Annotated in this window: 10 protein-coding genes and 1 pseudogene; 2 read left to right on the plus strand and 9 right to left on the minus strand. The window is 35.0% G+C overall.

The features are described from left to right. Positions 1–675 precede the first annotated feature (675 nt). On the minus strand, positions 676–1,827 hold the full coding sequence (gene lldD, locus ACFIKQ_RS04315) for an FMN-dependent L-lactate dehydrogenase LldD (protein WP_026500225.1): 1,152 nt from the start codon (positions 1,825–1,827) through the stop codon (positions 676–678). A 1,155-nt stretch (positions 1,828–2,982) separates the two neighbouring features. After that, positions 2,983–4,071 (minus strand): 2'-deoxycytidine 5'-triphosphate deaminase, encoded by a 1,089-nt coding sequence (locus tag ACFIKQ_RS04320; RefSeq protein WP_375656044.1) that lies wholly within the window; start codon positions 4,069–4,071, stop codon positions 2,983–2,985. Between the two features lie 240 nt (positions 4,072–4,311). On the opposite strand from ACFIKQ_RS04320, the gene mutL reads away from it, so the two are divergent. Together mutL and ACFIKQ_RS04330 are read left to right on the plus strand one after the other, a co-directional pair. After that, positions 4,312–6,165, plus strand: a complete 1,854-nt coding sequence (gene mutL, locus ACFIKQ_RS04325; RefSeq protein WP_375656045.1) for a DNA mismatch repair endonuclease MutL — start codon at positions 4,312–4,314, stop codon at positions 6,163–6,165. A 108-nt stretch (positions 6,166–6,273) separates the two neighbouring features. Beyond that, on the plus strand, positions 6,274–6,510 hold the full coding sequence (locus ACFIKQ_RS04330) for a DUF2093 domain-containing protein (RefSeq protein WP_273787833.1): 237 nt from the start codon (positions 6,274–6,276) through the stop codon (positions 6,508–6,510). Positions 6,511–6,529: 19 nt separating this feature from the next. Here the strand turns inward: ACFIKQ_RS04330 and lpxK are convergent, their stop codons facing one another. The 7 genes and pseudogenes from lpxK to ACFIKQ_RS04365 all read right to left on the minus strand — a co-directional run bounded on the left by lpxK (position 6,530) and on the right by ACFIKQ_RS04365 (position 14,880). Next, positions 6,530–7,570, minus strand: coding sequence for a tetraacyldisaccharide 4'-kinase (gene lpxK, locus ACFIKQ_RS04335; protein ID WP_375652662.1), 1,041 nt, complete (start codon positions 7,568–7,570; stop codon positions 6,530–6,532). After that, positions 7,560–8,882, minus strand: coding sequence for a lipid IV(A) 3-deoxy-D-manno-octulosonic acid transferase (gene waaA, locus ACFIKQ_RS04340; RefSeq protein ID WP_375635947.1), 1,323 nt, complete (start codon positions 8,880–8,882; stop codon positions 7,560–7,562). The genes lpxK and waaA overlap by 11 nt, the downstream gene beginning before the upstream one ends. A gap of 915 nt (positions 8,883–9,797) precedes the next feature. Further along, positions 9,798–10,061: pseudogene (locus ACFIKQ_RS04345) on the minus strand (type ISP restriction/modification enzyme); the annotation flags it as partial. Between the two features lie 259 nt (positions 10,062–10,320). Next, the gene (locus ACFIKQ_RS04350) at positions 10,321–10,566 is read right to left on the minus strand and encodes a DUF4170 domain-containing protein (protein WP_375635948.1); all 246 of its coding nucleotides are present in this window, start codon (positions 10,564–10,566) and stop codon (positions 10,321–10,323) included. 46 nt (positions 10,567–10,612) lie between these two features. Then, a complete protein-coding gene (locus ACFIKQ_RS04355) occupies positions 10,613–11,416 on the minus strand; it encodes a 3'(2'),5'-bisphosphate nucleotidase CysQ (RefSeq protein WP_375652661.1) in 804 nt (267 codons plus the stop codon). After that, positions 11,403–12,734 carry a TldD/PmbA family protein gene (locus ACFIKQ_RS04360; protein WP_375644615.1) on the minus strand — a complete coding sequence of 444 codons (1,332 nt, stop codon included), beginning with the start codon at positions 12,732–12,734 and terminating at the stop codon, positions 11,403–11,405. Before ACFIKQ_RS04360 ends, ACFIKQ_RS04355 begins: the two co-directional genes overlap by 14 nt. Before the next feature lie 1,696 nt (positions 12,735–14,430). Continuing rightward, positions 14,431–14,880: a hypothetical protein gene (locus ACFIKQ_RS04365; protein WP_375656046.1), complete on the minus strand. Its 450-nt coding sequence runs from the start codon at positions 14,878–14,880 to the stop codon at positions 14,431–14,433. Positions 14,881–15,274 lie beyond the last annotated feature (394 nt).

Genomic DNA, 15,274 nt, shown 5'->3' on the forward strand with positions numbered 1-15,274 from the left:
TCTTGCTCTCAGTAAACGAGCTTTTTTAAAGATTGGATGGGTATTTTTTTCATTGCTTAAAAATGTACTCCATAAAAACAATATCATACCCATATAATATATTATCCAATAAAATTAATATAAATAATATATAGATTATAGAAATATTATTTATTAGATCCATTTTTATTATAATTATAGCTTTCAATAAATACATATTGACATTTTTAATAATTTTATTTATATACCATAATTAATATTATTCTATATTAAAATAAAACTAAATGAAGCTTATAAATTTACGTTTTATGCTAATGTGGGAAAGAAGTAATTAACATGTTATATTTTTATATATAGGAGGGAAAAATGCTCACAGCATTATTTATATCTATTTTTTCTATATCAACAGTTGTTTTACCTTTAATATCAGCGCTTGTTCCTTTTTATCCATAGAATGAGCTTTTAATAAAGTAAGTAAAAGATGTATGCAATGTTATTAGTATTTTTTTTGTGTTTATTATTATTAAGATTTTTGCGTTAATATTATTGTAATTACCGAGTATTTTCTGTGATTTTATAGAGGAGCTTTTTGATCTTTTCTATTTAAATTTAACTGTCAACATATTTGTAAAATATATAATTATGCTCCTCTATAAAAAGACTTTCTTTTTCTGAAAGCAGTATAACATATTGCTTTCATTGCTTAAAAACATCTATATTTACTAAACTCTTGCGTGTAATATCTTTGATTGTCTGAGTACCGGTCAGTGTCATAGCTACCCGCATTTCATTGGCAAAAAGATCAAGGAGATGCATAACACCTTTCTTACCTGCTGCTGCAAGCGCATAAACAAAAGCACGGCCAATCATAACAGCATCCGCACCTTGTGCTATCATGCGTACAACATCAAGACCAGAACGAACACCTGAGTCCGCTAAAATAGTCAAATGATCCTTTACAGCATCCGCAATTGCAGGCAACGCTCGTGTTGTTGATAATACACCATCAAGCTGACGTCCACCGTGATTAGAAACAACAATACCATCCGCACCAAATTTTACTGCTTCTCGTGCATCTTCTGGATCAAGAATACCTTTCAAAATCATTTTTCCTTTCCAAAAATCGCGAATCCATTGTAGATCATGCCAACCAATTGATGGATCAAAATTTTCACCAAGCCAACCAACGTAATCATCCAATGCAATTTTCTTTTTGAGATAAGTGGAGACATTTCCAAGATCATGGGGGCGCCCCATAACACCAACGTTCCAAGCCCAATATGGATGAGTAAACGCTTGTAAAAAACGACGTAATCCAGCATAAGGACCAGACATCCCCGAATGCGCATCACGATAACGTGCACCAGGAACTGGCATATCAACTGTAAAAACCAACGTACGTACACCAGCTAACCAAGCCCGTTCTAGTGCATCACGCATGAAACCGCGATCTTTGAGAACATAAAGTTGAAACCAAAATGCACCTCCAACCGCTTCTTGCACTTCCGCAATGGGACAAACTGAAACAGAGGATAGAGTAAAAGGAATCCCTTTTGCCGCTGCGGCACGCGCCGCTTCTACCTCTCCACGACGTGTATACATGCCCGTTAGCCCAACAGGTGCAAGTACAATCGGTAAATCAAGTGTCTGTTCAAAAAGCTTGATTGAAAGATCAACTTCACCAACTTGCCTCAGAATCCTTTGACGCAGTGCAAGAGCTTGAAGATCTGTACAGTTACGTCGCATCGTTTCTTCAGCATAAGCCCCACCATCAATATAGTGAAAAAGAAAGGGAGGAAGACGACGCTTTGCCGCCTTACGATAATCAAGTGTTGAAGAAATAATCATTGATGGCACCATTGTTCCTAAATAAAAAGAGAAGACATACTAAAACGCATAAAAGCGAACCCGTGTACCTTCCTACTCGATATTCTCCCAAAACGCTCTATTGAATAGATAGAAGCAACAGAGATTGCAACTTTCTAAAAAAACTAATTGATAAAAACAATGTCTTTATTTCTCCTATCCAAATTTAAAATCTCACAGTATGGGGTATCATTAATAACGTATCCTCTCATATATTGTTCATGTACAATTGAAATATTATACTTTCTTTAAACGAATACCTCTTCGAAAGCGATTGCTCCGCAGCTTAATTAGTTATAATTTAAAGTCGTTTCTCCCTCCAAAGATCCTTAAATTATCGGTTATAAGAATATAGATCCTGTAGTCATTAAGTATAAACCATAATCTCCCCCAAAAGATAAAAAAATACTTTATTAATACTGGAAATAAAGCTGTCGCATACATCCAGAAATCTTCTTATATCAATACTCAAAACTGAGACCTGTTACTTATTCATGAAAGTTTATAAAAATATACAGTGCCTAATTCACATAAAGCATAAAAAATTTTTTTAATGTTCATACGAGTAGAAGCTTTCCATATTGAATTGAATAATTTTCTAGCAATATTTTATATCTTGAAGCTATAAATGAGTTACTAAAAGTAGAACAATGTTTATTAAAAAAATTGTTACTAAACTGTAGTGAAAAACTTCTTTATTGGCTTTCAAGGATAATTTTTATACGAAATAAAATATACTGGTCATTCAAGCTCTAGAAAAATGGAGCAATAGCAGCATCCAATCTCGCATGTTTACTTTGAAAAACAAATACGTTACTGTTATATTGAATTTTAGTAATTTATTGATTTATTATAATCAATAAATACGAATAACATATTGAATATAGTAAAATTCTTTCATTTTAGATTTTTTCATGATGAAATAATCAAAACTATTCTTTTGCACATCATAAACGAAGTTCGTATAGATAAAACCTCTTGAAAAAAAGAAGTAAAAATGCCTCTCAAATGCAAGGGATGCAATAACTTTGGAAACTAAAAATAGAATGAATGGCGCCAATTTTGCGAAGAACAAAATTTTCTTTTATCCAAAATACACTTTCTGCATACATGTTATCAAAACTCGTAGTTTCCAACTCATTTAAAATGCTTGGACAACTTTAAACCCTGTGCTTGATAATGTGATCCAACATCATGTCCATAAAGGGTTGATGGTCGATTAAGCATATGCTCATAGACCAAACGGCCAATCATTTGACCATGCTCTAAGATAAAAGGAACTTCATGGCTCCGCACTTCTAAAACCGCTCTTGCTCCTTTTCCACCCGCTTCCATATGCCCAAATCCTGGATCAAAAAAGCCTGCATAATGCACCCTAAACTCACCAACTAAAGGATCAAAAGGAGTCATTTCTGCAGCATAAAGCGGAGGCACATGAACAGACTCTCGTGAAACTAAAATATAAAATTCATCAGGATCAAGAACCAACTCCCTTTGACCACGATCAAAAAGAGGTTCCCAAAAATCTAAAACGTGGGCAACAGCACGTTTATCAATATCAATAACACTTGTATGATGTTTACCACGATAACCTATAAGGCCGTTTTCGTCTCCCTTTAAATTAATGGAAAGACCAATACCACCAGCGCTAATATTAGGAATATCCTCCGATATCAGTGTTTCTTGCTTTTGCAAAGTGTGTAACTCAACTTCATTTAAATAACTTTGCCCTTTTCTAAACCGAAGCTGTGATAAATGTGAGCCTTTATGCACCAAAATTGGAAATGTGCGTGGACTAATTTCCAAATAAAGAGGACCATGATAACCAGCACAAATTTTATCAAACTCCTGAGCATTATCCGTAATGACACGCGTAAAAATATCTAATCGGCCTGTAGAACTTTTGGGATTGGCAACAGCAGATAAAAATTCTGGTAAAGCTAAATTTTCCAAAAGAGGAACAATATAAACACACCCCGTTTCCAAAACGGCTCCGTCTCGTAAGTCAAACTCATGTAACTTTAACCGTTCAAGCTTATCCAAAACTTTTGTATTAGGGCCCGGCATAAAAGAAGCACGTATACGATAAGCTTTCTCCCCTAAACGAAGATCAAGGCTTGCTGGTTGTATTTGAAATCTATCAAATGGATACTGAGCCTTGAGAAAGTTATTCTCAATCAAAGCTTGTATATCACTATCTGCTAAAATACCGCTTATACGCGCCATATATATTGCCTTTCCTTTTTACATTGTTTCTTTTTTGACCTAGATGATAAATTGGTGCAAGCTATTTTAAGGTGATAAAAACTATTTTTTGTGTTTTTTCCAACCGATTTGTTAACATAAAATAAAATAGGAGGTATTGTAAAAAATAATACCTTCCATACTCTCTTATTCTTGAATGTCGCGCAAATGATGTTATCATAATTTTCTATAGAAGCCTTAAGATTCCTGTTAGAATTTATTATGATTATACGCCATCTTAGCGAAAATATTATTAATCAAATCGCCGCTGGTGAAGTTATTGAACGACCAGCAAATGTTGTCAAAGAACTTGTTGAAAACGCTATTGATGCTAGTGCAACACGCATCGAAATTATTACAGCAAATGGTGGAAAAAATTTTATAAAGGTGAGTGATAATGGTTACGGAATTCCTGCAGATCAGTTAACTTTAGCAGTTTCTCGCCATTGTACCTCAAAGATTACCGATGACGTACACAATATCTGCTTCCTTGGGTTTAGAGGAGAAGCCCTCCCCTCTATTGGTTCTGTTGCTAAACTTAAACTCATTTCACGAACAAAAGATGCTGAGAGCGCTGCTGAAATTTCCGTTACTGCAGGAAAAATTGTAGGACCCAAACCAGCTGCTGCAAACCTTGGAACAATTGTTGAAGTTCGTGATCTTTTCTTTGTCACGCCGGCACGATTAAAATTTATGAAAACCGATCGAGCTGAAACAAATGCTATTAGCGATATGATTAAGCGAATTGCTATCGCATTTCCACATATCCGCTTTTCTCTTTCAGGACTAGACAGAACATCTATGGAACTGTCCGCTACAGAAAATAATATTCAAGGACAATTACAACGTATTACGCAAATTATGGGAAAAGAATTCGCCCCTAATAGCATCGCACTGAATGCTGAACGCGAAGCAGTGCGCTTAACGGGTTTTGCCTGTTTGCCATCTTTCAACCGAAATAATAGTCTTCATCAATTTGCTTATGTTAATGGGCGTCCCGTGCGTGATAAATTTCTATGGGGCGCTATCCGGGGCGCTTATGCTGATGTGATGACACGAGATCGTTATCCTGTCGCTATTCTTTTTATTGATCTCCCACCTGCTGAGGTAGATGTTAATGTACATCCAGCCAAAGCTGATGTACGATTCCGTGATCCAGGATTAATTCGTGGTTTGATCGTTGGAGCTATTCGTGAAGCATTACAGCAATCTGGTATTCGTCCTACTTCAACCCGTTCTGAAGCAACGCTAGCTGCATTTCAAATACAAAAACCATTGGCACAACAACCGTTAGGCAATTTTAAGAACACGCACCAGTCCTCTTCTTATAGCCCACAACCTCATCATTTTGCCGCTGCTTCAATGGTTCACAAACCATTGGATATTACTAGTTCTTTTGGTTTAAAAGAAGATGCTACTCCTATTATGGAGGGCTTAAATATACCAAGTGGGGATACATACATTCCAAACACTACATCTTCATCAGAAGAGTTATCTTATCCACTAGGAGCGGCCAGAGCACAAATCCATAAAAACTATATTATCGCCCAAACACAAGATAGTTTGATCATTGTCGATCAGCATGCAGCTCACGAACGATTGGTTTATGAAGCACTCAAAAATGCACTTTATTCCAAACCGCTTCCTTCACAGTTATTACTTATTCCTGAAATTGTAGAACTCTCTGAAGAGGATGCAACATGCCTTTTAACGCATAAAGATGCTTTGCAAAAATTTGGATTAGGAATAGAACCATTTGGACCAGGAGCAATTGTTGTGCGTGAAACACCTTCCATGTTAGGAGAGATCAACGTCCAAGCCCTTATTAAAGATCTTGCAGATGAAGCCGCTGAGTATGATACAACAAACAATTTAAAAGCAATGCTTGATTATGTTGCAGCAACGATGGCTTGTCACGGTTCAATACGGTCAGGGCGCCTTTTACGTCCCGAAGAAATGAACACACTGTTGCGACAAATGGAGGCAATACCCAATACAAGTACATGTAATCATGGACGCCCTACTTATATTGAACTCAAATTGGCAGATATAGAACGGCTATTTGGCAGAAAATAAACTCTTAACTATTTTGACAAGAAAAATATTTTTAAATTAACTCTCGACTTTATAATATATCTTATGGCACTTTTCTTGAATCTCTTGTATTAGTAAAAAGGAATTATAATGTTTTCCGATAGTGAACGCGAAGCAAAAATTCATTATTCTAATAATGGATATGACATTATAGAATATGGTACCTACACCATTTGTGCTGTTAGCGGACAAAAAATCCCTATAGATGATTTAAAATATTGGAATCATCACCGTCAAGAAGCATATGCTAGTTGTGAAATCTCCTATCAGCGCGAACTTGAGTGCAACCCATATCTCAAGCAATTGTTAAAAACAAAAGAAAAATAAACCCTCGAAAGCTATAAATTTAGCCTTTACCTTTTAGACAAGAAAATTCAAGGGAACGTTTTCTAAAGCGGGTCATGACCTCCTCAAGGACCATACGACAGAAATCTTTTTGAACAAAATCGACATTCACATCAAAGACAATAAGATTTTTAAAATCTTTTTGCGTGTGAATTGTCTGTATACGGATATAATCTTTAGCTGTTGTTGCTAGCCATAAATTGTGCATTTTAGCCTTTTGTATAAGGCTTTTTAAATTTTTATCTGTGAAAAAATAGTGGTCTGGATACATGTAAGTTTGCACCACATGACCAGATAATTCTTTAATAGATTTAAAAAATTTATCTGGATTGCCAATACCGGCAAATGCCAAAAATGATTTTCCTGAAACCTCATCAGAGGCACTGGCTTTAAGATGAGCACGATATAAAGGCTTTCCAGTACGAGAAACAAGAAAAGAAACATTATCAGGCGCATCGGAATGACCAATCAATAAAACACTATCCATAAAAGAAAACTGCGTTTTTAATGGTACGCGCAAAGGTCCTGCTGGAAAGACAGCTCCATTACCAAAACCGCGCATCGCATCAACAACGAGTAACGTATAATCCATATAAAGACGGCGACTTTGAAATCCGTCATCCATTAAAATAAGATTACATCCCTCTTGCTTAAGCTGTTGTGCCGCTGCATAACGATTAGGTGATACAGCTACCAAAGCATGCCGTGCAAGTAAAAGTGCCTCATCTCCAACATTGTGTGGAGTATCATATTTCTCATTTACAAGATGTACCCCTTTAACTGATCCACCATAACCACGTGATACAACACCAGGTACGAAACCAAGTTCTTTAGCCACTTTGGTAAAAGCAATAACAACCGGCGTTTTACCCGCACCGCCACATGTAAAATTTCCAATACACAAAACTGGCAAATCAATCACGGAAGGCTGTCTTGTCATAAAACGACTTGAAAAATAACCATACCCCCATGAAACTGGAGCTAATACAAAACGCAAAAAGCTTTTATTTTTCCACCAAAAATGGGGGGCGCTAATATGCATATCTACCCTGACGCTGACGTAAACCCGTTTGTATTACAAGGGGTTGTAAAAATGGATCTAAAGTCTTTAATGTGCGCTCAAGTGCACCTGCCATATCTGTCGCCACTTCATGAGCCTTATCAACCATTTCTTGTCGCAATGTTTCATTTGTTAAAAGCTTATACACCTGAATAGCAAGCTGTTTTGTATCTTGAACTATATATGCTGCATCATGCGTTAAAAATTGTTCGAACATCTCTTGAAAATTTGAAACATGGGGCCCTGTCAAAATAGCGGAACCAAGCAAAGCCAATTCCAATGGATTGTGTCCACCATTTCCACATAACGACTTACCAACGAAAGAAACTTTCGATAAGCGAAGAAAAAGCCCCATTTCTCCAATTGTATCTCCCCATAAAATATCGGTATTCATGTTTGGAACAGCATCTCTACTCCTCCGAATAAAACGCAACCCCTTATTATCGCATTTTCTGATAAGATCTTCTGAACGTTCAGGATGACGAGGCACAATAATTGTTAATAAATCTGGCAAATAATTTTTAACAATCTTATGGACCTCAAAAGCAATCTCCTCTTCCCCTTCATGCGTTGAAACAGCTGCCCAAACTGGGCGATTGCCGATTGCATTACGATAACGTGCAAGCAATGCTTGATTTTCAACCAGAACAACATCAGCCTTGAGATTCCCAGAAAACGTAACAGATTTTACGCCAAGTGTATGGTAATAAGCTACATCTCTTTCGTTTTGACCAATCGCCAAATCAATATCCTTAAAAATATGTTTGGCAAGAACGCGTCGTTTTTGCCAAGCTTTAAAAGAACGTTCAGACATATGGGCATTAACCAAAATCTGCGGAATACGCATTTTTGCAAGTTCTTTAATACGAAGAGGCCAAATTTCTGATTCACAAATCAAGGCGAGATCAGGCTTCCAATGACTAATAAAACGGCGCACTGCAAAATCTAAATCCAAAGGAGCATATTGATGAATCAACCTATTACCAAAATGTTTTTTCACAAGAGTAGAAGATGTCACAGTCCCTGTCGTCATTAACACATTGATTTTCAATGATAAAATATAATTTATAAGTGGGACAAGTGCAAGTGTTTCTCCAACACTTGCTGCATGCAACCAAACTAACGAACCTTGGGGGCGTACATGAGAACTTTTACCTAAACGCTCTTTTTTGCGACACCACTCTTCTTTTCCACGAATAGCACGGAAGAACAAATAAAAAGGAATAACAGGACATAAGCAAAAACCAATCATCCGATAGCTTAAAAGAGCCGTATGTGCCTTTAATTCTACCATTTAAAATCACCTCTTCCAGCTATTTTAAGATATCTATATGCTTATTTTGTTAAAAAATTCACACTATTAGTTACATCCATATTTTTTTAATATCATCCATATCTTGAATAAAAAACGCTTCACCCATGAGAAAATTCAATACATAAAGGACAAAAAACGTAATTTTATCGCCATATTTTTTTTAAAATTTTCCTATAAAGATAACCTATACACGTTATTTAAATCTCTTTTAATGAAACTTTGTCACTTATATGGATTTTATCACTTCATTCTGCACCCTATAAAAAATCTTACTCAAAAAATAACAAAGCTACATTTCAGTCGATTATAATTTTGAAAATATAAATGATAAATATCATACAACCTATAACATAGATTGTATCAATTTTTTTCAGCTCACTGAATAAATACTTCTTATGATTTTAGTAAAACTTTGAATTTTGCACGTTGGTATTTTAAAGAAAAAACTTATGTTTACATATATTATGTATTATCAATTTTTCAAAAAATAATCCATATAAATATTATAACCTATATAAAGCCAATAAATAAAATATGTTTTAAAAAAGCCTAATCTCTATGATTTCATTTCAATAAAATGAATATGTAAAACTAATCTTAAAAAAACTTTTGAACGGTATAAAGTTCTCATTTTAAATTGTGATATAATCTCTTAAAGGTAATCCAGAAAAATCTAATCTTGTTTAATAGAAAATTTCTTAAAAGTCTTAAAGCAATTTAAATAAGAGTTTTCAAAATTTTAAATCCTCTCTTTTCAGGAGATCGCATGGTGTATTATTCCTTTTAAGATTGTGTATAATCAACACAAAATGATTAATTTATAGATTGTAGTTTTAAACGAGTACTCAAAAAAACTTATGAGGTAAGTTAACTTCATCAATCTATTCAGTTTTTCTAAGTTTCTAATTTTGGTAAGTTTCTAACGACTTTCATGGTTTCTAAGCTTATAGTGATAACTTGTTGGAAAAATTCCAATGGATAAGTAGGGAGTGCTAATAATCTCAACGGAGTAGTAATTGGTATCATTAATAATGCTACTCTTTTTATTAATCTGAACGCATTAATGTTTCATACTCCATTCAAAAGCAGAGTGACTATTCACAATATAATCATAAACTTCGAGTGATAGCTCGTCATGATAATATTGCTGTTGTAAATAGGTTAATAGAACTGTCTTGCATTTTTATTAACCGCAAAGATGGTGGTGCAACAATGGATTTTATAACTTGCACGGATACCATTATGAATGTGCTTGGGTGCCTTGAAAGATGTTTCCTTAAGAAAACATATGAATTTTAAACAACAAGCATATTCTTTTCACAGCATTCTATTTTACCCGAAGAACGTACCTATGAAAAGGACGACTAAACAAAAGCGTGAAGCAATCTACAGGCTATAATGACCAAATATTCAAGCTTTACTCTGCATCGCCTAACTCAGCATCAAGAAACTGATGCAAATCTACAATGCAATAACGTTGTAATGCATTATCTACACTGCTTTGTGCTTTTGCCTGCCATGCTTCTTGAGCGGATTGATAATCTGAGAAAATACCAACCACATCTAAATCATCAGGATTCTTAAATTGATTACTGTTAAGATTTTTTAATTCCCCACCAAATACAAGATATAAATATTGTTTTTTTTCGTTGGTTTCAGTCATATGTGCCTCCATATCATTTAGATTATTTTAGCGCGCTTTTACGTGATTAAACTAACTTTGTTTGACGAACAACATCTATCATATCTTGACAGCAATTATTTTTACCAGCAATTAAAAGTCCATATTGGTAAGGTTCAATTCCATAAGATAGTAAAGGGGCATCAAGCGATAAAAAACACCCTCCACACTCCTGCAAAATAAGATCAGCAGCGGCAATATCCCATTCATGACAATTCGGACGAACTAATACGATATCAATTTCATCTTGAGCAACAAGAACAATACGATAAGCAAGAGAAGGAAGATAATGGTAAAGACTAACTCGATTGAGAAAATCATCTGGTAATTTTTTTGCGAGCGATTTATCAAGCGAAATTTTATATTTTCGATGCCCCCCCGAGGCTAAACGAGGAAGTTTTATCCCATTTAATGTTGCCCCTCCACCCGTTACAGCTGCATAAATATCTCCTTGAGCCGGACATTGTAGAACGCCCACAATAGGACGCCCATTCTCAATAATGGCAACCGAAATACACCAATAAGGACTGCCAGAAAGAAAACCTCGTGTTCCATCAATAGGATCAACCACAAAGGAGCGTTCATAATCTTGTTGTTCTCGATTATCTTTTGTTTCTTCTGAAATCCATCCATAATTTGGACGCGCTCCAAGAAGCTTCTCTTTCAAAAAATGATCAACAGCAAAATCTGCCTCACTGACCGGTGAATTCCCCTCTTTAATCCAAACATCCAACGTGCATCCAAAATACCGCATTGCTAAATCTCCTGCCTCTCGACAAACATCCCGCAAAAGATTTAAATCAGAAGAATGATGCGTGTTATTTTCCTGCAAGTGTCATCCCTTCAATTAACAATGTTGGAGCCGCCGTACCATAACGCCGATCAATATCATTGGCAGGTGTTAAATGTGCTAACATATGAAGCAAATCAGAACCTAGCGTTACTTCACTCACCGGATAAGCAATTTCACCATTTTCAATCCAAAAACCGGAAGCCCCACGACTATACTGACCAGTAATAAAATCAATGCCGTGACCGAATAATTCGGTCACATAAAATCCATTTCGCAAATCTTTTATCATATCGCAAGGCGATACTAAACCCGGTTCAATTGCAAAATTTGTACTTGTCGGCTGCACTAATGATGCCGAACGCACACCGTGTCCATTTGTTTTAAGTCCCAATTCACGTGCTGTAGATGATGAAAGAAGCCAATTTTTTAAAATACCATTTTCAATAATATTGAGTGTTTGCCCCTCTACCCCTTCTCCATCAAAAGGATGAGAAGCATTTCCACGTAATCGCAAAGGTTGATCGGTTACATTAACATTAGGCTTCATCACTTCCTTGCCTAGGAAATTCTGTAAAAGACTTGTTTTACGAGCTACAGAGGCTCCATTGACCATAGATGCGATATGCCCTGCAATTCCGCGAGCCGTACGCGGATTAAAAATAACATCAACGCCCCCAGTCGCCGCACGAACTGCACCCAAACGTCGGACAGCACCAAACCCTGCATTCTTTCCAACAGTTTCTGCTGCCTCTAAATCAGAAAAATGTAAGGCTGTTGTATAATCATAATCCCGCTCCATTTGTGTGCCTTCACCTGCAAGAGCACTACAAGAACGTGAAAAGCAACTGGAGCGATAGGCTCCACAAAAACCATCGCTGGTCACAAGAATAAACCCACTCCGACCATAAGCTGTTGCAGCGCCACCAGAATTACTTACACCTTTAACATCAAGAGCTGCTGCCTCTGTTTTTAAAGCATCTTCTGTTAAAAAATGACTGCTTGGCACAAAATCATCAAAAAGATCAAGATCTTTAGGAGACTTAACCAAACACTCTTTATCTGCCAAACCTTCAAATAAACTATCGGGAGAAGCTTTAGCCATCGCAACAGCACGTTCCGCAAGTTCTTGCGGATAAGACGCTAAATTAGCAGAAACACTTGCTACTTTTTTTCCAACAAAAACCCTTAGAGTAAAATCATTGCTCTCTGCTGCTTCTGTTGATTCGACTTTCCCAAAACGAACTGATACACTGGTAGAATGAGCATGAACAATAACGGCATCAGCAGCATCTGCCCCAGAACGCCTTGCTGCTTCAACCAGTGAAACAGCTTTCTCAATCTGGTTTTTGTCAGTCATTATAGACTCCCTGAAATATTTTATTATTTACATTGATAAGCACTCTGACAATTTTATATAAATCAGAATATAACTCTTGTATGTTTATTCATAAAATTACGCACATTTCATGCATTTTTTCTTTTAATGCATCGAATAATTTCCTTTTTAGCTTCTTTATGAAAAGACGCAATATGTCGTAAAATTTCTTTAGTTTCAAGATTTCTCATTGCCCCTTATCATTTTAGATAACCCAATCTGTACTGATAATCAAATCAACCGAAAACTTGGCAATCAACAAACGACCTAGCAATAACACTTGAATTTAAGTCAAAATCCTCAAAAATTCGAAAAGCATAAAACGACTTAAGTCACAAACCTTATGTCCTCTGGATAGTCAAACAACTTCCTTTATTCCTATAGCATTCTTTAATTTCCAAGCAAGAATCAAGAAAATGCCTTATATTTGTGTATACTTCTTTGCTTCTATAAACTCTCTCATAATAAGATGGCAATCTTGTAAACAAAAAACATAAACGGAATAAAAAATTTTTCCTTTCATTATGGTTTCAACAAAATGAGCAGTCATAAACTTCTTTACCCTCATGGACGTGGTATCACAAAGAACTCATTTTTTATATTTATCAGAAATAAGTTATAATCATAACATTCTCTCTCGTTTCTAATGCGTCTAATCGAGAGCATCTCATTTTTTCATGCGTCATCCTTAATCGGTTATTTTGTTATTAAACAGGCATAATTTGACAGACTTCTTTTTCCTGAAACAAAAATTCTAAGATACTGGATAGATTTTGATTTAAGAACTATACTCTTTCCTCTTTCCCCTCCATTAAAAAATAAAGAAGTGTAATATTGTCATAAAACGATAATCAATAAAACTTTTATATGAAACTCAACGTTGTATCTATCTTTCAATTCAATCTGCAATAAGCGTATTCTTCCAATTAATTTTGACAAGTTTATCGCTCATAATTGTTTTAACAGATACAAAAGTATTTGCAGAAACTAGGATATCTGTATGCATTTTAAAAAATCGCTTTTTTAAACATTTAAACCAAATATATACAATGATACGAAATTAATTTTACGGAAATTAAGAGTGAGCTTATTTATCCTTTAGAGCCTTTTAAAGCTGTACTCTTTAGAAAGTCATCATCTTTTAATCAAAAAAAACACTTTGATTTATAATTATAATTGATCGTTTTGTAATTTGCATAAAAGAATCAAATATCATTAAATTTTCTCCATTTTAAACTTATTTATGTTGAGGAAATCACAACTATTCGCTCTCACATCATGAATAGAGGTAATGTTGATAAAAACTATTTAAGAAGAAGTCAAAATGCCTTTTATCAAGGCTCTCAAATCAAAAACTATCGCAATACTAGAAACTGGCAAATATCATGACAATATTGACCTACAGATTCACAAGAGCAGAAGCTTCTACAACTTTCTTTATTTTCAGTAAAAATGCGCACCTCATAAGCTTTTATATATTGAATAAAATTCAATGACTCTTATAAGATCTTTGGTGCAAAATTAATTTTCTCAGATGATTTGACTCGATTTCAACGACTAATGAAAAAACAAATCATACCTCATCGATTTGCTATATACTCATAACTGATTTCATTCTAACAAGGCTAAGATTTCTGCGCCTTTGTAAAGGTATTAACTTCTTTATAAATGCACCCCCTTACGAGATGATTTTGTTTTCAATAAGAGCACGTCTGCTCATTTCAATCATTGCATCACGAAGGTGTAACTTAATTTTTGACCCAATAACCATTCCAAAGAAAGGAGAAAGTAAACCAGACATGGTTACAGTATGGCGAATTTTGTTATTTGAAGAATGAGATTTTTTTGAACAAATATATTCATGATCAAAACTCATGTGAGTAAGAGGCAGTTTAGCATAATCAGAAAAGAAAACATTTTTTATAACTTTATCAAGTGTAAAAGTTACTGTAGGTCCCTTTTTAGGTTTCATGCGTCCTGTAGCCCCTTCTTTGAAAGGACCAGAAAGTTCTACCCACTCAAGTTCACTATCCCAGCAAGGCCATGATGACACATCTTCCCATATAGCCCAAATTTGCTCAGCACTCGCTTCTGTGTTAATTTCTTCGCTATATATCCATTTAAACATGATAATCTTCCCTGTTTTAGAAATCATTTAGCTTTATTGCTAAAGAATAATATAAAAATTATTCTTAAAAATGTAATAACGATAACACACTTAATACTTTCAGATTTACTTAATATATAATGATTAACTCAACAAGCGATATTAATAAATAAACACACAAATGTTCAGTATAAATGAACACTATTGTCTACCTTAAATAGAAAATATCTGTTTTAAGTTCATACAATAATAAAGATAAAAGTTACACACTATTTAGGATATAAATGCAGACTGCATAGTTGAAAGCTTTCAGCTGCTAATGAGATGTTGATGATTAATGTGCAGCCGAAAGAAATTAGACAAAAAGGTATTATAACTGTTGTCGTGAAATATATATCCTATTGGAGAAAAAACA

The sequence above is a fragment of the Bartonella sp. MR63HLJHH genome, assembly GCF_042194155.1.
Taxonomy (GTDB): domain Bacteria; phylum Pseudomonadota; class Alphaproteobacteria; order Rhizobiales; family Rhizobiaceae; genus Bartonella; species Bartonella grahamii.